Below are 18,321 nucleotides of genomic sequence, written 5' to 3' on the forward strand. Positions count from 1 at the left end.
CACAGCGATGTCTAGCGCAGATGCTCAGGCGAGCCGGTCTCCGGCGGCCACCGAGGTGAGCAGTTCGGCGGTGTGCGCGTAGGTGGCCGCGTACAGGGCGGGGCCGTAGCTGATCCGGGCCACTCCCAGGGCGGCCAGCTCGGCCGGGGCGGGTGCCGCCGGGTGGGCCAGCACGTTCACCGGCGCCGCCACGGCCTCGACGAAGGTACGCAGGTCGGCCGGGTCGGCGAGCATGATCGGGTAGACGCAGTCGGCACCGGCGGCCAGGTAGCGCCGAGCCCGGCGGATCGCCTCGTCGAGCCGTCCGGCCGGCTCACCGTACCCTCGCAGGAAGACGTCCGTCCGGGCGTTGATCACGATCGGCACCCCGGCGGCCTCGGCCGCCGCCCGCACCCCGGCCAGCAGCTCGGCCTGGGCCCCAGGGTCCACCAGGTTCCCGTCGTACGGGTCGGAGTCCTCCAGGTTCAGCCCTACGGCTCCGGCGTCGAGCAGCCGTTGCACCAGTTCGGCCGGGGACAGCCGGTAGCCCCGTTCCAGGTCGGCGGTGACCGGCACCTCGACCGCCCGGGTGATCCGGGCGACAGCGGCGAGCATCTCCCCGACCGGGGTGCCCTCCCCGTCGGCGTACCCCAGGGACTGGGAGACGGCGGCGCTGGCGGTGGCGATCGCGGGGAAACCGGCCTGGACCACCGCCCGGGCCGAGCCGGCGTCCCAGACGTTCGGCAGCACCAGCGGGTCGCCGGGGTGATGCAGGGCACGCAGCGTGGCCGCCCGGTGGGCCGGGGAACTGGTCATGATGATGATTCTCGGCGATCGACAGAAGGCCGGCGGAGGTCCAATCCTCCGGCCATGGTCTGTGGGGAAGGCCACTGATCTGACCGTTCGGTCAGCACCTGACCGAACGGTCAGGCATTCTGGTGGTCATGGCCCGCACCACCCCGCAGACCCACGACGAGATCCTCGCCGCCGCGGCGCGACGGTTCGGCGTCACCGGTTACCGGGGCACCTCCTTGCAGGACATCGCCAGCGAGGTGGGTTGCTCCAAGGCGGCTGTTCTCTACCACTTCGCCAACAAGGAGGCCATCCTCACCGAGCTGATGGCCCCGGCGATCGAGATGTTGCGGTCCCTCGACGAACAGATCGTGGCCCAGCCGGACCCCGCGCGGGCCCAGCAGGTCGCCGCCGAGGGGTTCGTGGACCTGGCGGTCCGCTTCCGGGGGGAGATCGCCCTGCTCCGTGGCGAGTTCCCGGAGTTGCTGCAACAGCCCGTCTTCGCGCACATCCAGCAGATCTCCGAACGGCTGGCCGAGGCCCTGGCCGGGCGCTCCGGTCGGGCCGCCGCGCGGATCTGCGCCCTGGTGCTGCTCGCCGGCATCGCCGAGACCTGCGGCGAGTTCGCCGACGTACCCGACGACGACCTTCGCGACGCCCTGCTGGCGTTGCTGAGGCGGGCCCTGGAGCCCGCCCGCTGACCCGTTGCACCATCACGACTGAGGGAAGGACCTCATGGCGACCCTGCTCTACCGGCTAGGCCGGGGCTCGATGCGCCGGCGGCGACTCGTCGCCGCGATCTGGCTCGTCGTACTCGTCGCACTCGGCCTGGCCGCGGCGACCCTGCGCAGCCCGACGGCCAGCAACTTCTCCATGCCCGGCACCGAGTCCCAGCAGGCCATCGACCTGCTGGCCGAGCAGTTCCCGGCGGCGGCCGGTGCCACCGGCACGATCGCCGTCAAGGCCCCCAACCCCGGCCAGCTGGGCACCCCTGAGGGGCAGGCGGTGGTCCAGACGGTCACCGAGGAGGCCACCACCGTGCCCGGGGTGCTCGGCGCGGTGAACCCCTTCCAGGTCGGTGCGGTCTCCCCCGACGGCCAGTACGCCCTGATCCAGGTGCAGTTCGGCGGCGGCGTCGACACGGTGACCGACGAGCAGCGGGACGCCTACGAGAAGGTCGGCGCCCAGGCGAAGGCCCAGGGCTGGCAGGTGGCCCCCGGCGGTGAGGTGCTCAACGCCGAGCCCGAGGTGGGTTCCACCGAGGTCATCGGTGTCGCGGTGGCCCTCCTCGTCCTGATCATCACCTTCGGCTCGCTGGTGGCCGCCGGCATGACCATGCTCAACGCCCTGATCGGCGTCGGGGTCGGCATGGCCGGTCTGTTCGCCCTCAGCAGCGTCGTCGAGCTGACCAGCACCGCGCCGATCCTGGCGCTGATGCTCGGCCTGGCCGTCGGCATCGACTACTCGCTGTTCATCACCTCCCGATACCGGCAGAACCTGCTCGACGGGCTGCCCGCCGACGAGGCCGTGGGCCGGGCGGTCGGCACCGCCGGCTCGGCGGTGGTCTTCGCCGGAGCCACCGTGGTCATCGCCCTGGCCAGCCTGGCGGTGGTGAACATCCCGTTCCTGACCGTCATGGGTCTGGCCGCCGCCGGCACGGTGACCGTCGCGGTGCTGGTCGCGATCACCCTCCAGCCGGCCCTGCTGGGCTTCGCCGGGGGCCGGGTGCTGCCCCGGCGGCTGCGCTCCGTGGTCCCGGTGACGACCGAGGACAGTTCCCGGATCGCCGAGGGCGCCGGCAGCGCCTCGACCGACCACGCGGCACCGGAGGCGGCCACCCTGGCCGGTGAGGACCGCTCGGCCTTCGGGTTCCGCTGGGCCCGGCTGGTCACCAGGTTCCGCATTCCGGTGATCCTGGTCGGGGTGCTCGGGCTGGGGCTGCTGGCGCTGCCCGCGCAGGACATGCGGCTGGCCCTGCCGGACGCCGGCACCGCGCCGGCCGGCTCTCCCGCCCGGGTCTCCAACGACCTGATCACCGAGGGCTTCGGGCCCGGTTTCACCGGCCGGCTCGCGGTCGTCGTGGCCGGGGACGACGCCCAGTCCACCGCGGCGGCGATCCCGCAGGTGACCAACCTCGTCCAGGGCACCGAGAACGTGCTCGCGGTGGCCCCGCCGCAGTTGAGCCCGGACGGCAAGACCGCCCTGTTGGGAGTGATTCCGCAGACCGGTCCGACCGACCCGGCCACCGAGACGATGGTGCACGACATCCGGGACGCCGTGGCCGAGGTGCCCGGCGCCGAGGTACTGCTGACCGGGGTGACCGCGGTCGGCATCGACATCTCGGAGAAGCTCTCCGACGCCATGCCGGTCTACCTGGGCCTGGTGGTCGGGCTGTCGATCCTGCTGCTGATGCTGGTGTTCCGCTCGCTGCTGGTGCCGGTCAAGGCCGCGCTGGGCTTCCTGCTCACCGTCGTCGCGACCTTCGGCATCACGGTGGCGGTGTTCCAACAGGGTCACCTGGCCGACCTGGTCGGCCTGGACACCCCGGGCCCCCTGATCAGCTTCCTGCCGATCCTGCTGATCGGCATCCTGTTCGGCCTGGCCATGGACTACGAGGTCTTCCTGGTCTCCCGGATGCGGGAGGACTTCGTGCACGGTGACACCGCCCAGCAGGCCACCATCAACGGGATGGGGCACGGTGCCCGGGTGGTCACCGCCGCCGCACTGATCATGACCGCGGTCTTCGGTGGCTTCGTCTTCCTCGACGACCCGGTGATCAAGTCGATGGGCTTCGCCCTGGCCATCGGGGTGGCGATCGACGCCTTCGTGGTCCGGATGACCATCGTCCCGGCGGTGATGTCCCTGCTCGGCAAGTCCGCCTGGTGGCTGCCGCGCTGGCTGGACCGGGCGCTGCCCAATGTCGACATCGAGGGCGAGAAGCTGCGCGCCCAACTCGACGCCAAGGCCACGGTGTAAGGAAGGGCCCCCTGTTAACGCCTCGCGTATAGCAGGGGGCCCCTATTAACGTCGCGCGTACCCGGCTGGCGGTCACACGCCGGCCGGGTACGTCTCCATCTCCCCGGGAGTGGTGAGGGCGGGCAGCGGATGCAGGGCGGTCGTCTCGTCGCACCAGATGAAGGCGTCGTACCGCTGCCCCAGCCGGGTCGGCACGTAGTTGCCCCACGACTCGAACGAGGGGTCGTACACCACCCCGATGGCCCGGTGGTCGAGGGTGTCGGTGACCCAGCCCGGCTGGTCGGGGCCCTCGAAGACCAGCACCGCCCGCTTCGGCATGAGCTGGTGCAGCAGAGCCTCCACCGAACCGGCCCGCGCGGGCGGTACGACCATCGGCTCGGCCGGCGAGCCCCACCTTGGGGCCGCGATCACCGAGCCCCGCCACCCCCCGAAGCCGATCAGCACCACCTCGTCGGCGCCGTACCGTTCCCGCGCCAACTGGCCGATGTTGAGCATCCCGTCGTCGGCCATGTCGGTCGCCCGGGCGTCACCGATGTGGGTGTTGTGCGCCCACACCACCCCCCGGGCGTCCGGTCCGTAGCGTTCCAGCAGCCGATCCAGGGTGTCGGCCATGTGGCTGTCCCGTACGTTCCAGGACCCGGGACCACCGGCGACCATCTCCCGGTAGTAGCGTTCCGCGCCGGCCACCACCTCGGCGTTCTGCCAGGCCGAGAAGGCGTCCGGCCCGTCGCTGGCGGCGATCTGCCGGGTACGCGCCAACAGCCGTACCACCTCCTGCTCGCAGCGGGCGGAGACGAACCGGCTGGCCAGGCCGTACTCCTCGACCCGTTTGCCGTACGGCTCGAAGCACCGGTACGCCTCCTGGGCGGCCTCCAGCGACGCCGGGTCCTCCTCGCCCAGGTAGTCGAAGATCGCCTGCATCGACTCCCACAGGCTGTAGACGTCCAAGCCGTGGAATCCCACCCGGGAGGCCTCGACCCGCTCGACGTTCCACGCCCGCAGCCAACTGCAGAAGCGGGCCACCTCGGCGTTGGCCCACATCCAGGTCGGCCAGCGTTCGAACCGTTCCAGGGCCACCAGCGGATCGACCGCGCCACCGGCCGCGCCGACCACACAGCGGTGCACCCGGTCGCAGTCCGGCCAGTCCCCCTCCACCGCGACGAAGTCGAACCCGCACTCGGCGATCAGCCGCCGGGTGAGCTGTTCCCGGATGCGGTAGTAGTCGTGGCTGCCGTGCGTAGCCTCCCCGATCATCACCACCCGAGCGTCCCGGGCTCGCTCCAGCAACGGGTCGAGGTCGCTCGGCGCACCGAGCCGCTGTACCAGCATGCCTGCGGCTACCCGGGACCCGCACGGGCAAACGCGAGGGTGCTCCGGTGGTGTGCCGAGGCGCTCGGGTGGGTAGAGCGCACGGTATGACCGACCGCGGCGGCGCCCTACCGGAGTACCTGGCGGGGCTGGAGTATCCGGTCTCCCGCGAGGACCTGATCCGCTGGTGCCAGGAGAACGGCGCCAGCACCGAACAGTTGCAGGCCGTACGGGCCCTGCCGGTGGACCAGATCGGCTCCGCCGCCGAACTGTCCGACCTCCTGCCCGCCCGCTAGGGGCAATTAATCAGGGATTCGGCAGGTCGATGACGGTCCCCAGGACGCGGGCGGTCTCCGCGGCGGCCAGCACCCCGACCACCTCCCGGCCGAAGCGCACGTCGCACCGGTGATCCCGGGTGCCGGCGTCCACCTCCGCCAGCAGTTGATCGATCGCCACCTCGAAGGCGGTCGCCGCGGAGGCGCTCACCGGCGGCAGGGTTTCGATGCCGTTCGTCCCGTAGAAGGTGAATTCCGCCGCCACCCCGGCGGGCGGGGCGTCCAGGCTCAGCGACACCGTGCTGGTGGCACCGCCGGTGTGGGTGAGCAGCAGATGCACCAGGCCGCCCAGCCCGTCGCCGGCCGCCACCCGGGTCACCCGGCCCAGCACCGGCAGCAGGACCGCCAGGGCGTGCGGGCCGACGTCCCACAGGGCACCGTGTTCGCGCCGCCAGGCCGACTGGGCGTACGGGCTGCCGGGCTGGAAGATCGAGGCGAAGCGGATCACCCGGGCGGTGTGCCAGCCACCGGCGGCAGCCGCCGCGGCGATGAAACCGGCCACCTCCGGGTGGTACCGGCCGGTGAAGAAGACCACCGAGGCCACCCCCGATCCGGTGGCCGCCTCCACCACCCGGTCGGCGTCGGCGAGGGTCAACGCCAGGGGCTTGTCCAGCAGCAGGTGACGTCCGGCGGAGGCGGCCCGTACGGCGATCTCCGCCTGCACGTCCGGGGGCAGCGCCACGGCGACCGCCTCACACGCCTCGATCAACTCGTCTACCTCGTCGAAGGCCGGTACGCCGTACCGGGTGGCCAGCGCGGCGGCCCGATCCCGGTTGCGCCCCCACACCCCGACCAGTTCCGCCCTGGGGTGCGCGTCCAGTGCCGCCCCGTGCGTCTGGGCCGCCCAGTGACCCGTACCGAACAACCCGAACCGCATCACCGGTACCTCCGCCCTCGTCTGCGCCCACGCTAACCGTTGCCCGCCGAGCGAGTCGGCGCGCCGTACGGCGGGCGTGCCGACTCCTCTTACTACGCGGGTTAGTAGAGTGGGCCGGTGATCGGAACCAGCAGCGGAGGGCTCAGGTGAACGCGGCCGGGTCACCGGTCGACGGCGTACTGGCCGTTGCCGCCATCGTGTTGTCCCTGCTGGTGGCCGGATGGGCGCTGATCGCCACACTGCGCCACCGGCCCCCGGACTGGATTCAGTTGATCGGCCTGGGGGTCCTGGAACTGGCCCTGCTGGGGCTGGCCATCATGGCGGGGGTGGCCCTGGCCGGTGGCGACCAGCCCGGTGAGCCGGGCGCCTTCTTCGGCTACCTGGTCACCCTGGTCTGCCTGCCGCCGCTGGCCGGGGTGCTGGCCCGGATGGAACCGACCCGCTGGGGCTCGGCGATCGTCTGCGCGATCTGCCTGGTCACCCCGGTGGTCGTGGTCCGTCTCCAGCAGACCTGGGAGGTGCTCGGTGGCTGAGCCGGGTACCGCCCAGCCGCTGCGGACCAACAGCGGTCCCGGCCGGCTGCTGATCGCGGTCTACCTGGTCTTCGCCATCGCCGCCACCAGCCGCGCCACTTTGCAGATCGTCACCCGGTTCGACGAGGCCCCGCTGGCGTACCTGCTCTCCGCGCTGGCCGCGGTGGTCTACATCGTGGCGGCCGTGGGCCTGGCCCGGGCCGGGCACGCCGGCCGTCGGGTGGCCCTGGCCTGCTGCCTCGTCGAACTGGTCGGGGTGCTGGGGGTGGGCGCCTTCAGCCTGGCCCGGCCGGACCTGTTCCCGGACGAGACGGTCTGGTCCGGCTTCGGCAGCGGCTACGGCTACATCCCCCTGGTCCTGCCCGTCCTCGGCCTGGCCTGGCTCTACAAGACCCGGTAAGGAAGGGCCCCTTCTTAACGCCTGGTGCATAGGAAGGGACCCTTCCTAACATCGGAAGAGCCGAGCCGACGTCGGCGGAGCGGCCGGGTGAGGGGTCAGTCCCGGGGGCCGCCGGCCACGTAGATCACCTGGCCGGAGACGAAGGACGCGCCCTCGCTGGCCAGGAACGAGATGGTGTGGGCGACATCCTCGGGTCGGCCGACCCGCCGGACCGGGATCTCCGACTCGGCGTGCTTCTGCATCGCCTCGAAGTCGATCTTCATCCGGGCTGCGGTGGCGGCGGTCATGTCGGTGACGATGAACCCGGGCGCGACCGCGTTGACGGTCACCCCGAAGGGGCCCAACTCGATGGCCAGGGTCTTGGTGAAGCCCTGCATACCGGCCTTGGCCGCGGCGTAGTTCGCCTGCCCCCGGTTACCCAGGGCGGAGGTGCTGGAGAGGTTGACGATCCGCCCCCACTTCGCTTCCACCATGTGCTTCTGCGCGGCCTGGCTGAACAGGAAGGCACCCCGCAGGTGTACGCCCAGGACGGTGTCCCAGTCGGCGTCGGTCATCTTGAACAGCAGGTTGTCGCGGAGCACCCCGGCGTTGTTGACCAGTACGGTCGGGGCGCCCAACTCGGCGACGACCCGGTCGACGGCGGCCTCCACCTGGGCCCGGTCGGACACGTCCGCGCCCACCCCGAGGGCCCGGCCACCGGCCGAGTTGATCGCGTCCACGGTTTCCTTCGTCGCCGACTCCTCGATGTCGACCACGGCCACGGCCAGGCCGTCGGCGGCCAACCGGCGGGCGGTCGCCGCGCCGATGCCGCGCGCGGCTCCGGTCACGATGGCGACGCGGGGCTCCTCCGACATGCTTACCTCCCGGTAACTTGGGCTCGATCGAAGGAGCTTAACCCAGTCGTACGCCCGATCAGGGCCGGTGAAGACGGGGCCGGAGAGCTGCCGGCCCCACCTTCGGTGTGCCTGGCTGCGGACGCTTTTCGACGCCCCGCCTACCGGTCGTGGCCCAGGCGGAGCCGGATCCACCGGTAACCGTGGCCGGCCAGCTTGAGCCGGTCCAGCTTGCCGAGGTCGTCGTAGTTGTGGTCGCTGAGCACGTCGATCGGCTGGTCCGCCTCCGGCGCCAGCGTGCTCAGGTCGACCTCTACGTCCTCGGTGCTCAGGTTGTGCAGGAAGACCATCGTCCCGGTAGGCCCGTCCGCCCGATGGGCCAGCACCCCGGGGGGCATCGGTACGTCGATGTAGGTGGTGCTGCCCGAGCCGGTCTCCGGCGCCTCCCGCAGGGTACGGATCATCCGTTCGAACCAGCCCAGCAGGGAACGCGGATCCCTGCGCTGGGCGGTGACGTTGACCTGCTGGTAGCCGTACTCCCCCTTGTCGATCACCGGGCGAATCAGCTTCTCCGGCTCGGCGGTGGAGAAGCCGGCATTGTCCTGATAGGACCACTGCATCGGGGTACGGATGGCGTCCCGCCCCTCCAGGGACAGGTCCTCCCCCATCCCGATCTCCTCGCCGTACCGCAGCACCGGGGTACCCCGCAGCGAGAACTGCAGGGAGTAGGCCAGTTCGATGTGCCGACGGTCGTTGCCGAGCATGGGGGCCAGCCGACGGCGGATGCCCCGGCCGTACAGCTGCATGTTCTCGTCCGGACCGAACCTGGCGAACACGTCGTTGCGCTGGTCGGCGGTGAGCCGGGACAGGTCGATCTCGTCGTGGTTACGCAGGAAGGTCGCCCACTGGCCGCCGGTAGGCAGCTTCGGGGTGTCCCGCAGCGCCTCGATGATCACCTCGGGGTCCTCGCGGGCCAGGGCCAGCATCAGTCGACCGTTGAGCATGAAGTCGAAGAGCATGTGGATCCGGTTGCCCGAGCCGCTGCCGTCGCCGAAGAAGGCCGGCAGCTGATCCGGCTCGACATTCGCCTCGGCCAGCAGGACCGCGTCGCCGCGCCGCCACTGCACATGCTGGCGCAGGTCGGTGAGGAAGTCGAAGTCCTTCGGCGAGTCCGGGTTGCCGGGCTCGGTGCGCTCGATGATGAACGGCACCGCGTCCATCCGGAAGCCGGAGACACCGAGCTGGAGCCAGAACGAGGTGATCTTCTTGATCTCCGCCCGGACCTGCGGGTTCTCGATGTTCAGGTCGGGCTGGAACTTGTAGAACCGGTGGTAGTACCAGGCCTTGGCGGTGCGGTCGTAGGTCCAGGTCTCGTGCTGTTCGCCCGGGAAGACCATGCCCTGGTGCCGGTCCGCCGGCTCATGATCGGACCAGATGTACCAGTCCCGGTACGGCGAGTCCGGCGACGATCGGGCGGAGATGAACCAGGGGTGCTGGTTGGAGGTGTGGTTGACCACCAGGTCGATGATCACCCGGATGCCCCGGTTGCTCGCCTGGTGCAGCAGTTCGGCGAAGTCGCCGAGGGTGCCGAGTCGGGGGTCGACGTTGTAGAAGTCGGTGGCGTCGTACCCGTCGTCCTCGTTGGGTGAGGGATGGATGGGGTTGAGCCAGAGGCAGGTGACTCCTAGCCGGGCGAGATAGTCGAGTCGACCGATCAGACCCTGGAAGTCACCCACCCCGTCGCCGTCGGAATCGGCGAAGGTGTCGATGTCGAGGCAGTACACGACCGCCTCCGAGTACCACCTGTCAGACATGCCCCCGTACCTTCTCCCCGGCCGGGCCACGGCAAACCCGACGGCCCGTTACGGTTCCGTGGTGCGAGACATCGATTGGTCCAGTGGCAGTTGGCATCGACGACCCGTGCAGGCGATCGAGGAGGCCGACGGCGGACTGCGCGTAGAACCGGGCCCGGGCAGTGACCTGTGGCGGCACACCGGCTACGGATTCGTGCACGACGACGCCCCGGCCCTGCTCGTCGACCTCCCGGTCGGCAGCGCGATGGAGGTGGACTTCCGGCTGGACTACGCCGAACAGTTCGACCAGGCCGGGGTGCTGGTGTGGGTGGACGACCGGAACTGGGTGAAGGCCGGGGTGGAGGTCAGCGACGGCCAGCCGCAGGTCGGGGCGGTGGTGACCCGGGAGTTCTCCGACTGGTCGGTAGCGCCGGTGCCGCAGTGGGCAGGCCGGGAGGTGACCGTACGGGTCAGCCGGGCCGGTGACGCCCTGACCGTACGCGCCCGCCCGGCCGGTGGAGAGTGGCAACTGGTCCGGCTGGCCCCGTTGCCCGCCGACGCGCCGGCCGCCGCCGGCCCCTACTGCTGCTCCCCCACCCGAGGCGCACTGACCGTGCGCTTCAGCGGCTGGCGGCAGGGCCCGGCCGACACGACCCTGCACCCACAGGAGTGACGACTCTGCAGCCGGGTGTCCACCGGGGCCGCACCGGGTAGGAACGTCGGTACGCCGCCTGCTCGCGGCGGGCTACGCCGACTAACCACGGAGGCATCGCGATGGCGCTCGCCCAGGATGTCGATCCCAGTCAGCTCGGCGGCCTGACCGGCTGGGTGGCCGGGGTGATCGACGCGGCTGGACCGCTGGGGGTAGCCCTGCTGGTCGCCCTGGAGAGCATCATCCCGCCGATCCCCAGCGAGATCGTCCTGGCGATGGCCGGCTACCTGGCCGGCGAGGGCCGGTTCAACGTGGTGGTGGTGACTGTCGCGGCCACGGTCGGCTCGGTGCTGGGCGCCCTGGTGCTCTACTGGCTGGGCGCCGTGGTCGGTGAGGACCGGCTCAAACGCTGGCTCGACCGGCTGCCCCTGGTGGACCTGGAGGACCTGGAGAAGGCCGACCGGTGGTTCGAACGGTACGGCCGCTGGGCGGTCTTCTTCGGCCGGATGGCTCCGGTGGTCCGCAGCCTGGTCTCGATCCCGGCCGGCGCCAACCGGATGCCCCTGGCCGAGTTCGTCACCCTGACCACCCTGGGCAGCGCCCTGTGGAACGGCCTCTTCATCGCCCTGGGGTACGCCCTGGGCTCCCGCTGGGATCAGATCGACCGCTACAGCTCCTGGTTCGACTACGCCATCCTGGCCATCCTCGCCCTGATGATCGTCTCCTGGGCCATCAAGAAACACCGCCGCCGCACCCACCCCCGAACCCCCTCCCACCCCTAAACCCCTCCCTCCCTCCCACCCCCGCCCTCGCCCGCCGCCCTCGCCCCGCCCCGGGGGCGAGGGGGCCTGCTCCACCCCGGGAGGGCGGTGGGAGGGAGGGCTTGCTGGCAGGTCAGCGGCGGAAGTGGAACCAGTTGACGTTGACGAAGTCGTTGGGTTGGCCGCTGCTGAAGGTGAGGTAGACCGTGCGGCGCCCGGTCACCGAGGACACGTTGCCCGGTACGGACCGCCAGCTCTGCCAGCCGCCGGTGTTCGCGATGGCGAAGCTGCCGATCGGGGTACCGGTCGGGCTGTCCAGCCGCACCTCTACCAGGCCACTGACCCCGCCCGCCGCACCGGAGGCGACCCGGGCCACGAAGTCACGCGGGCCGCTGGAGCCGAACTCGACATTGTCGTAGCGCACCCAGTCGCCGTTGCGCAGCGCGCCGATGTTCTGCCCGCCCTCGGAGCATGCCTCCACGAGCACGCCGTTCTGGGCGTTGAACGACTCGGCCTGGATGGTCGCGTACGCGTCCCGCACCCCACCGGTCGGCGGGGGCGTGGTGGGCGGCGGGGTGCTGCCGCCACCTCGGCTGTAGACGGCCACGTAGTCGACCAGCATGGGTCGACCGGGCACGGTAGCCGAGGTGGGGGTGGTGCTGCCGGCCACCCCGTTCGGGAAGGCCCCGCCCATCGCCACGTTGAGCAGCAGGAAGTAACCGGCATGGTTGGTCATCTGCGACCAGTACGGCTCACCGACCCGGCTCTGGCTGACGGTGTGGTAGAGCTGCCCGTCGACGTACCAGCGCAGTTGTTGCGGGCTGACCGAGGCGTCCCACTCGAAGCGGTAGGTGTGGAAGGCCGACTGGCAGGTGCTGCCCGGGCAGGCCCGGGAGGCACCGATGCCGTTGAACTCGTCGCAGGGCCCGCCGGGGGCCACCCCGCAGTGCAGCACCCCCCACACCGTGTTGAGCCCGTTGACGTTCTCCATCACGTCGAACTCGCCGATGCCGGGCCAGTTCTGGTAGTTGCCCCGGTACGGGGAGCCGAGGGCCCAGAAGGCCGGCCAGTAGCCGGCGGCGGCGGCCCCGGTGATGTTCGGCATCTGGAGGCGGCCCTCGATGGCCAGCACCCCGCCGGTCGGGGCCTTGAAGTTGCTGCGGACGGTCTCGATCCGGGCCGAGGTCCAGTTGCCGGCCCCGTCGCGCAACGGGGTGATCCGGAGGTTGCCGGCACCGTCGTGGCTGATATTGGCGGTGCTGTTGGTGTACGTCTGGATCTCGCCGGTGCCCCAGTTCGGCGGGCCACCCGGGTAGCTGGTGCCGGTGTCGATGATCCAGTTGCTGGCGGACGGCAGGGTGCCGGCGGCACCGGTGAAGTCGTCGCTCCAGACCAGGCTCCAGCCGGACGGGGGCGGCGGCACGGCGGCGTCGGCGGTCGCGGTCAGCCCGGCCAGGCCGGTGGTGGCGGTGATGAGCAGGGCCATCGCCAGCGACAGCCGGCGTCTGGCGGGTAGGGCGGGCGCGGCCGCCGGGACAGGGGTCATCGGTCTGCCTCTCTACGGGACGAGTGAGAGAGCGCTCTCTCGATGAGTTGTACGGCCCTCCCGGACAGTTGTCAATGTCGATAGGTTCGTCCGCGCCACCCACGCCGGACCGAGCAAGGGACGCGCCCACCCCGCGCCGCCATGAGGCGACAGACGAGCCGTACGCCACGCGCGGGCGGCGTTTCCGGGGACCGCCACTGCGGGTAATTGCCGCCGCGACCCGGTGCGGACCTACCGCCCCGGCTTAGGTGCGGACGGTGGTGGCGATGGTCAGGCAGCCTGCGGTGGCTCCGAACCCTCCGGCGGAACAGACCGACCTGCTCACGGTGGGCGTCGAGGAGGAGTTCCTGCTCGTCGACCCGGACACCGGGGCTGCGGTGCCGGCCGTCGACGAGGTGCTGGAGCAGGTGCCCCCGGAGTTGCGCGGGCAGGTGGAGCGCGAGTTCCAGACCAGTCAGATCGAGATCGGCAGCCCACCGGGGGTGGAGCTCTCCTCGATCCGGCACTCCCTGGGCCTGCTGCGGTCGGCCCTGGCCGAGGCCGCCGAGCGGGCCGGTGCCCGGCTGCTGGCGATCGGCACCGGACCGGTCGACGGGCCGGTGCCGCCGGTGGTCGACAAGCCCCGCTTCGACCGGATGATCGAGCGGTACCGGCTGCTGGTCCCCGGGCCGGGCAACAACGGCATGCACGTCCACGTCGGGGTGCCCGATCCCGACACCGGGGTGCAGGTGCTCAACCACGTACGCCCCTGGCTGCCGATCCTGCACGCGATCACGGTCAACTCGCCCTTCAGCCGGGGGGAGGACACCGGCTACGCCAGTTGGCGCTCGATCGAGTGGGAACGGTGGCCCTCGGTGGCCCCGACCCCCTACCTGGCCTCACACGAGCACTACCGACGGTTGATCCGCCAACTGATCGCCAGCGGGGTGATGCTCGACGAGGGGATGCTCTACTGGTATGCCCGACTGTCGGCCAAGTACCCGACGGTGGAGCTGCGCATCGGTGACGTCTGCCCCACGGTGGACGACGCCGTCCTGGTCGCCGCCCTGGTCCGGGGCCTGGTGGCGACCGCGTTGGACGACATCGCCGCCGGTCGGCCACCCCTGCCCACCGACCATCACCTGCTGGTCGGCGCGCACTGGCGGGCCGCCCACGACGGGCTGGAGGGCTCGGCGGTCGACCCGACCAACGGTGAGCTGCGACCGGCCTGGGACCTGCTGCACCAACTCGTCGGGCGGCTCGGGTCGGCCCTGGAACGCCACGGTGACCACGCCGAGGTGACCGGGCTGCTGGAGGGGTTGCGCGAGCACGGCACCGGCGCGGCGCGGCAGCGGATGGCGTACGCCCGGACCGGACGGTTGGAGGATGTGGTGGCGCAGGTGGCGCGACAGACCCGGGGCGAGGCCCCGGCCTGACAGGAGGGTTGCCGTGGCCGAACGTTTGATCGTCATCGGTGGCGACGCCGCCGGGATGGCGACCGCCGCCCAGGCCCGACGGCGTCGGGACCGCCAGGATCTGGAGATCGTCGCCTTCGAGCGGGGGCACTTCACCTCGTACTCGGCGTGTGGGATCCCGTACTGGATCAGCGGGTTGGTGCCCGAGGCCGAGCAGTTGATCGCCCGGGACCCGGCGACCCACCGGGAGAAGTACGACATCGACGTACGGCTGCGCCACGAGGTGGTCGCGATCGACCTGGACCGTCGCGAGGTGACCGCGGTGGACCTGGAGGGCGGCGGCGAGGTCCGGGAATCCTTCGACCTCCTGATGTACGCCACCGGGGCGGTGCCGACCAAGCCGGACTGGGCGCGTACCGAGGCCGCCGGGGTGTTCGGGGTGCAGACCCTGGACGACGGCTCGGCGCTGCGCGAGTGGCTGGACCGCGACCCGCAGCCCCGCAGCGCGGTGGTGGTCGGCGGCGGCTACATCGGGGTGGAGATGGCCGAGGCCCTGGTACTGCGTGGGCTGTCGGTCACCCTGGTGGAGCGGGGCGAGCAGCCGATGTCCACGGTCGACCCCGACATGGCCGGGCTGGTCGCCGACGCGATGCGCGGGCTGGGGGTGGACATCCGTACCGGGGTGCAGGTCACCGGGCTGTCCGAACGTGACGGCCGGGTGGCCGCCGTGGAGACCGACGCCGGCCCGATCCCGACCGACCTGGTCGTCCTGGGCCTCGGCGTACGCCCCAACACCGCCCTGGCCGAGGCGGCCGGTCTGCCGCTGGGTCCTACCGGCGGGCTGCGGGTGGACCGCCGGATGCGGGTGCTCGGGGTGCCCGGGGTGTGGGCCGCCGGGGACTGTGTGGAGACCCTGCACCGGGTCAGCGGGATGCCGGTGCACGTACCCCTGGGCACCCACGCCAACAAGCAGGGCCGGGTCGCCGGCATCAACATCGGGGGCGGATACGCCACCTTCGCCGGGGTGATCGGCACCGCGGTGACCAAGGTCTGTGAGCTGGAGGTGGGGCGTACCGGGCTGCGTGAGCAGGAGGCCCATGCGGCCGGGTTCGAGTTCGTCTCCGTGATCGCCGAGTCGACCAGCCGGGCCGGCTACTACCCGGGCGCCCGCCCGATGACGGTCAAGCTGCTCGCCGAACGGCCCAGTGGTCGCCTGCTGGGGGCCCAGATCGTCGGCTGGTCCGAGGCGGCCAAGCGGATCGACACCTTGGCGGTGGCGCTGTGGAACGGGATGACGGTGGACGACATGACCGCCCTGGATCTCGGCTACGCCCCGCCGTACGCCCCGGTCTGGGATCCGGTGCTGGTCGCCGCCCGCAAGGCGGTCGACGCCCTGGCCCGCTGACCCCTCGCGGCGCTGATGGCGCCCTTCCTCACCGCTGGCAGCGGGGGCACCAGTAGAGGTTGCGGGCGGCGATGGTGCCTCGGCTGATCGGAGTGGCGCAGATGTGGCAGGGCTGGCCGGGGCGGCGGTAGACGTACACCTCTCCCCCGTGCCGGTCCACCCGGGCCGGGCGGCCCATCGCCTCGGGCAGGTGCTCGGCCCGGACGGTGTCGATCCGGCCGGTGGTCACCGCCGGCCTCATCAGCTCCACCAGGTCGGCCCAGAGGGCCGCCCAGTCGGGGCGGGTCAACGCCCGGCCGGGCAGGGTGGGCGGCAGTCCGGCCCGGAACAGGGCCTCCGTCACGAAGATCAGCCCGGTGCCGGCCACCACGGCCTGATTCAGCAGCAGTGCCGCCAGGGGGGTCGAGCTGCGGGAGATCCGGTCGTACCCCCGCTGGGGGTCGGCGTCGGGGCGCAGCGGGTCGGGGCCCAGGCGGGCGCGTAAGGTCGCCGCCTCGGGTGGGGTCAGCAGTTCGCAGGCGGTCGGCCCGCGCAGGTCGAACCAGTGCCGGTCACTGGTCAACCTGAGTCGGATCTGCCCCACCGGCTCCGGCGGCTCACCCGCACCGTCGGTCACCTTGCCGTACAGGCCCAGGTGCACGTGCAGGATCCGCTCACCGGTGTAGTGGTGCAGCAGGTGCTTGCCGTACGCCTCGGTGCCCTCCAGCACGCTGCCGGAGAGCAGGGCGGCTCCCTCGGCGAACCGGCCCTGCGGGCTGGCGGCGAGGACCTTGTCCCCGGCGAACAGCTCGGCGTGCCGGGCCGCCAGGCGATGAATGGTGTGTCCCTCTGGCACGGTTGCCAAGCGTAGCCAGCGGAACCTCACTCGGATCGGGCCCGGCACCCGGAGCCCGGGAGTTGGCGCAGCGGGGCCGGATCCGACTACCGAACGGTAACGATTCGGCCGGGCTGTCTGGTTCAATTGCCGGTCGGGCCGACGGCATTCTGAGCAGTGGGTCAGCGGCAACGAGGACGGTGGACATGACGGATCGGGTGCGCCGTGCGGTACTGGTCGGCAACAGCGACGGCATCGGGTTGGCCTTCACCCGGCGGCTGCTGGCCGACGGGTGGCGGGTGGCCGGACTGTCCCGCCGGGACAACGTCATAAACGTCCCCACGTACACCCACCACACCGTCGACGTGACCGCGTCGGACTACCCCGAGGTGCTGGCCAAGGCGATCGACGAACTGGGCGGGGTGGACCTGTGCGTGTACGCCGCCGGGGTCGGGGAGCCGATCGACCTGGCCGACCTGCCCGCGCAGACCCACACCTTCGAGGTGAACCTGTTGGGTGCGGTACGCACCGTGGCCACTGTCGTGCCCCGGATGATCGATGCCGGCGAGGGGCACTTCATCGGGATCTCCAGCCTGGCCGACCGGATGGTCTCCAGCGGATCTCCCGGCTACGCCGGAAGCAAGGCCGGTCTGTCGTCGTACCTCCTGGGGTTGTCCCGGCCCCTGCGTGACCGGGGGGTGAGTGTGACCACGGTCCGGTTCGGGTTCGTGGACACCAAGATGGCCAAGGGCCCGGTACGCCCCCTGATGATCTCGGTCGACCGGGCGGTGGAGATCCTGGTCCGGTGCGTACGCACCCGGCCCGTCCTGGTCTCCCGACCTCGCCGGATGGCCCTGCTCACCTCGGCGCTGGCCACCTTCACCCGCCCTCGCTGACCGGGGCGGCGCTGGGGCGGAAAGCCGCTGGTCAGGAGCACTGCCGGGCACGGGAGTGTCGGCAGCGGGATGGCTGGGTACCTCCGAGGACATCAGGCGTGGGTGATGGCGACTCCTGGGGCTCGCGGCACCCCGCACGCACCTGTCAGGAGGTACAGCCATGAGATTTCCTTCGCTGTCGCGCCGTACGGAGCCCGCGCCCTCGACGGTCGAGGAGGACACCGACCAGGGCGGCGCGGTCGCCACCGACACCCGGGACACCGACACCAGGAGCCCGGAGAGCCGCACGGAGAGCCGGACGGCCGACACCCGGAGCAGGGACGTCCGCGCCGACGGGTCGGAGCCTGGCGCTGATGCGGCGCGGGGGTCCGCTGCTGCGGACCGCACCCCCAACGAACGGGCGGCCGCCGCCCGGGCCGCCACCGCCCGATCCGGGGTCGACGGTTCCCGTCGGGCCCGCAACGCCCCACCGGCCGTCCGGTCGGACCTGGACCAGAACACCACCCCGGACCGGTCCGCCCCGCGCGCCGCCACCGCGGCCCCCGCCGTGGCCGCCTCGGACACCACCCTCGCGCCGGACACCACCCGCGAGACCGAGCGGGACCGCGACGGCGTCGGGCCGGTCCGCACCGCCGACCGGGAGTCGGCACCGGATGCCCCGCCGGCCCCCGTCGGGCCGCGGCCCCGGGCCAGTCTGCTGGCCACCTTCGGCCTGGTGGTCGGGCTGGCCGGGCTGGGGTTCGTGCTCACCGGCACCCTCGCCGGCTACGGCATCGCCCTGGGCGCGATCGGCGCGATCCTCGCCGTCCTAGGGATGATCAGCACCCGGCGGCGGCACATCGCCGGCAAGTCCGACGCCCTGCTGGGGATCGCCTTCGGCCTCGGTGCGGTGGTCGTCGGGGTGCTGGCGATGACCGGCATGTACGACTGGCCGAGCACCGACGGTGACCTGGTGGCACGCTTCCGCGAGTGGCTTGATTCACAGTTTGCCGATCGCTTCTAGTGGGGCACATTTCGGCCCGCCGGT

At 71.6% G+C, this 18,321-nt stretch carries 17 protein-coding genes and 1 pseudogene; 11 read left to right on the forward strand and 7 right to left on the reverse strand.

Going from position 1 to position 18,321, the window contains the following annotated elements; genetic code table 11:
* Positions 1-24 precede the first annotated feature (24 nt).
* On the reverse strand, positions 25-795 hold the full coding sequence (locus ABZ795_RS09680) for an isocitrate lyase/phosphoenolpyruvate mutase family protein (RefSeq protein WP_357529966.1): 771 nt from the start codon (positions 793-795) through the stop codon (positions 25-27).
* A 128-nt stretch (positions 796-923) separates the two neighbouring features.
* On the opposite strand from ABZ795_RS09680, the gene ABZ795_RS09685 reads away from it, so the two are divergent.
* Positions 924-1,472 carry a TetR/AcrR family transcriptional regulator gene (locus ABZ795_RS09685; protein ID WP_357529967.1) on the forward strand — a complete coding sequence of 183 codons (549 nt, stop codon included), beginning with the start codon at positions 924-926 and terminating at the stop codon, positions 1,470-1,472.
* Positions 1,473-1,506: 34 nt separating this feature from the next.
* The gene (locus ABZ795_RS09690) at positions 1,507-3,747 is read left to right on the forward strand and encodes an MMPL family transporter (RefSeq protein ID WP_357529968.1); all 2,241 of its coding nucleotides are present in this window, start codon (positions 1,507-1,509) and stop codon (positions 3,745-3,747) included.
* Between the two features lie 72 nt (positions 3,748-3,819).
* On the opposite strand, the gene ABZ795_RS09695 is transcribed toward ABZ795_RS09690, so the two are convergent.
* A complete protein-coding gene (locus ABZ795_RS09695) occupies positions 3,820-5,076 on the reverse strand; it encodes an erythromycin esterase family protein (RefSeq protein ID WP_357529969.1) in 1,257 nt (418 codons plus the stop codon).
* 86 nt (positions 5,077-5,162) lie between these two features.
* On the opposite strand from ABZ795_RS09695, the gene ABZ795_RS09700 reads away from it, so the two are divergent.
* On the forward strand, positions 5,163-5,351 hold the full coding sequence (locus tag ABZ795_RS09700) for a DUF2795 domain-containing protein (protein WP_327024269.1): 189 nt from the start codon (positions 5,163-5,165) through the stop codon (positions 5,349-5,351).
* Between the two features lie 10 nt (positions 5,352-5,361).
* Here the strand turns inward: ABZ795_RS09700 and ABZ795_RS09705 are convergent, their stop codons facing one another.
* Complete coding sequence (locus ABZ795_RS09705) at positions 5,362-6,270, reverse strand: Gfo/Idh/MocA family oxidoreductase (protein ID WP_357529970.1); 909 nt, start codon at positions 6,268-6,270, stop codon at positions 5,362-5,364.
* A gap of 143 nt (positions 6,271-6,413) precedes the next feature.
* Here ABZ795_RS09705 and ABZ795_RS09710 point away from each other — a divergent pair, with 143 nt between their 5' ends.
* The gene (locus tag ABZ795_RS09710; protein WP_327024268.1) at positions 6,414-6,800 is read left to right on the forward strand and encodes a hypothetical protein; all 387 of its coding nucleotides are present in this window, start codon (positions 6,414-6,416) and stop codon (positions 6,798-6,800) included.
* A pseudogene (locus ABZ795_RS09715) lies at positions 6,793-7,197 on the forward strand (hypothetical protein); the annotation flags it as partial. The gene ABZ795_RS09710 and the pseudogene ABZ795_RS09715, both read left to right, overlap by 8 nt.
* Positions 7,198-7,295: 98 nt before the next feature.
* On the opposite strand, the gene fabG reads toward ABZ795_RS09715, so the two are convergent.
* Entirely contained in the window at positions 7,296-8,054 is a 759-nt protein-coding gene (fabG, locus tag ABZ795_RS09720; RefSeq protein ID WP_357529971.1) for a 3-oxoacyl-ACP reductase FabG, read from the reverse strand.
* Between the two features lie 140 nt (positions 8,055-8,194).
* Positions 8,195-9,847, reverse strand: a complete 1,653-nt coding sequence (locus ABZ795_RS09725) for an alpha-amylase family protein (protein WP_357529972.1) — start codon at positions 9,845-9,847, stop codon at positions 8,195-8,197.
* A gap of 61 nt (positions 9,848-9,908) precedes the next feature.
* On the opposite strand from ABZ795_RS09725, the gene ABZ795_RS09730 reads away from it, so the two are divergent.
* Positions 9,909-10,499 carry a DUF1349 domain-containing protein gene (locus tag ABZ795_RS09730; RefSeq protein ID WP_357529973.1) on the forward strand — a complete coding sequence of 197 codons (591 nt, stop codon included), beginning with the start codon at positions 9,909-9,911 and terminating at the stop codon, positions 10,497-10,499.
* A 101-nt stretch (positions 10,500-10,600) separates the two neighbouring features.
* The gene (locus tag ABZ795_RS09735) at positions 10,601-11,260 is read left to right on the forward strand and encodes a DedA family protein (protein WP_357529974.1); all 660 of its coding nucleotides are present in this window, start codon (positions 10,601-10,603) and stop codon (positions 11,258-11,260) included.
* Positions 11,261-11,372: 112 nt separating this feature from the next.
* On the opposite strand, the gene ABZ795_RS09740 is transcribed toward ABZ795_RS09735, so the two are convergent.
* Complete coding sequence (locus ABZ795_RS09740) at positions 11,373-12,785, reverse strand: carbohydrate-binding protein (protein ID WP_357529975.1); 1,413 nt, start codon at positions 12,783-12,785, stop codon at positions 11,373-11,375.
* Positions 12,786-13,051: 266 nt separating this feature from the next.
* Between ABZ795_RS09740 and ABZ795_RS09745 the strand changes: the two genes are divergently transcribed.
* Positions 13,052-14,200, forward strand: coding sequence for a glutamate--cysteine ligase (locus tag ABZ795_RS09745; RefSeq protein WP_327024262.1), 1,149 nt, complete (start codon positions 13,052-13,054; stop codon positions 14,198-14,200).
* 13 nt (positions 14,201-14,213) lie between these two features.
* The gene (locus ABZ795_RS09750) at positions 14,214-15,584 is read left to right on the forward strand and encodes an FAD-dependent oxidoreductase (RefSeq protein ID WP_327024261.1); all 1,371 of its coding nucleotides are present in this window, start codon (positions 14,214-14,216) and stop codon (positions 15,582-15,584) included.
* A 28-nt stretch (positions 15,585-15,612) separates the two neighbouring features.
* On the opposite strand, the gene ABZ795_RS09755 is transcribed toward ABZ795_RS09750, so the two are convergent.
* Complete coding sequence (locus ABZ795_RS09755) at positions 15,613-16,419, reverse strand: DNA-formamidopyrimidine glycosylase family protein (RefSeq protein WP_357529976.1); 807 nt, start codon at positions 16,417-16,419, stop codon at positions 15,613-15,615.
* Positions 16,420-16,604: 185 nt separating this feature from the next.
* Between ABZ795_RS09755 and ABZ795_RS09760 the strand changes: the two genes are divergently transcribed.
* Entirely contained in the window at positions 16,605-17,294 is a 690-nt protein-coding gene (locus ABZ795_RS09760) for an SDR family NAD(P)-dependent oxidoreductase (RefSeq protein ID WP_327024259.1), read from the forward strand.
* A 160-nt stretch (positions 17,295-17,454) separates the two neighbouring features.
* Complete coding sequence (locus tag ABZ795_RS09765; protein ID WP_357529977.1) at positions 17,455-18,297, forward strand: UbiA family prenyltransferase; 843 nt, start codon at positions 17,455-17,457, stop codon at positions 18,295-18,297.
* The last annotated feature ends 24 nt before the right edge of the window (positions 18,298-18,321 follow it).

It is taken from the genome of Micromonospora sp. NPDC047134, from assembly GCF_040643455.1.
In the GTDB taxonomy this organism is placed as follows: Bacteria; Actinomycetota; Actinomycetes; order Mycobacteriales; family Micromonosporaceae; genus Micromonospora.

Excerpts from the sequence above, each read along its gene's own strand:
- ABZ795_RS09680 (WP_357529966.1), bottom strand. The coding sequence starts at position 795 with ATGACCAGTTCCCCGGCCCACCGGGCGGCCACGCTGCGTGCCCTGCAT.
- ABZ795_RS09685 (WP_357529967.1), top strand. The coding sequence starts at position 924 with ATGGCCCGCACCACCCCGCAGACCCACGACGAGATCCTCGCCGCCGCG.
- ABZ795_RS09690 (WP_357529968.1), top strand. The coding sequence starts at position 1,507 with ATGGCGACCCTGCTCTACCGGCTAGGCCGGGGCTCGATGCGCCGGCGG.
- ABZ795_RS09695 (WP_357529969.1), bottom strand. The coding sequence starts at position 5,076 with ATGCTGGTACAGCGGCTCGGTGCGCCGAGCGACCTCGACCCGTTGCTG.
- ABZ795_RS09700 (WP_327024269.1), top strand. The coding sequence starts at position 5,163 with ATGACCGACCGCGGCGGCGCCCTACCGGAGTACCTGGCGGGGCTGGAG.
- fabG (WP_357529971.1), bottom strand. The coding sequence starts at position 8,054 with ATGTCGGAGGAGCCCCGCGTCGCCATCGTGACCGGAGCCGCGCGCGGC.
- ABZ795_RS09725 (WP_357529972.1), bottom strand. The coding sequence starts at position 9,847 with ATGTCTGACAGGTGGTACTCGGAGGCGGTCGTGTACTGCCTCGACATC.
- ABZ795_RS09735 (WP_357529974.1), top strand. The coding sequence starts at position 10,601 with ATGGCGCTCGCCCAGGATGTCGATCCCAGTCAGCTCGGCGGCCTGACC.
- ABZ795_RS09740 (WP_357529975.1), bottom strand. The coding sequence starts at position 12,785 with ATGACCCCTGTCCCGGCGGCCGCGCCCGCCCTACCCGCCAGACGCCGG.
- ABZ795_RS09745 (WP_327024262.1), top strand. The coding sequence starts at position 13,052 with ATGGTCAGGCAGCCTGCGGTGGCTCCGAACCCTCCGGCGGAACAGACC.
- ABZ795_RS09760 (WP_327024259.1), top strand. The coding sequence starts at position 16,605 with ATGACGGATCGGGTGCGCCGTGCGGTACTGGTCGGCAACAGCGACGGC.
- ABZ795_RS09765 (WP_357529977.1), top strand. The coding sequence starts at position 17,455 with ATGAGATTTCCTTCGCTGTCGCGCCGTACGGAGCCCGCGCCCTCGACG.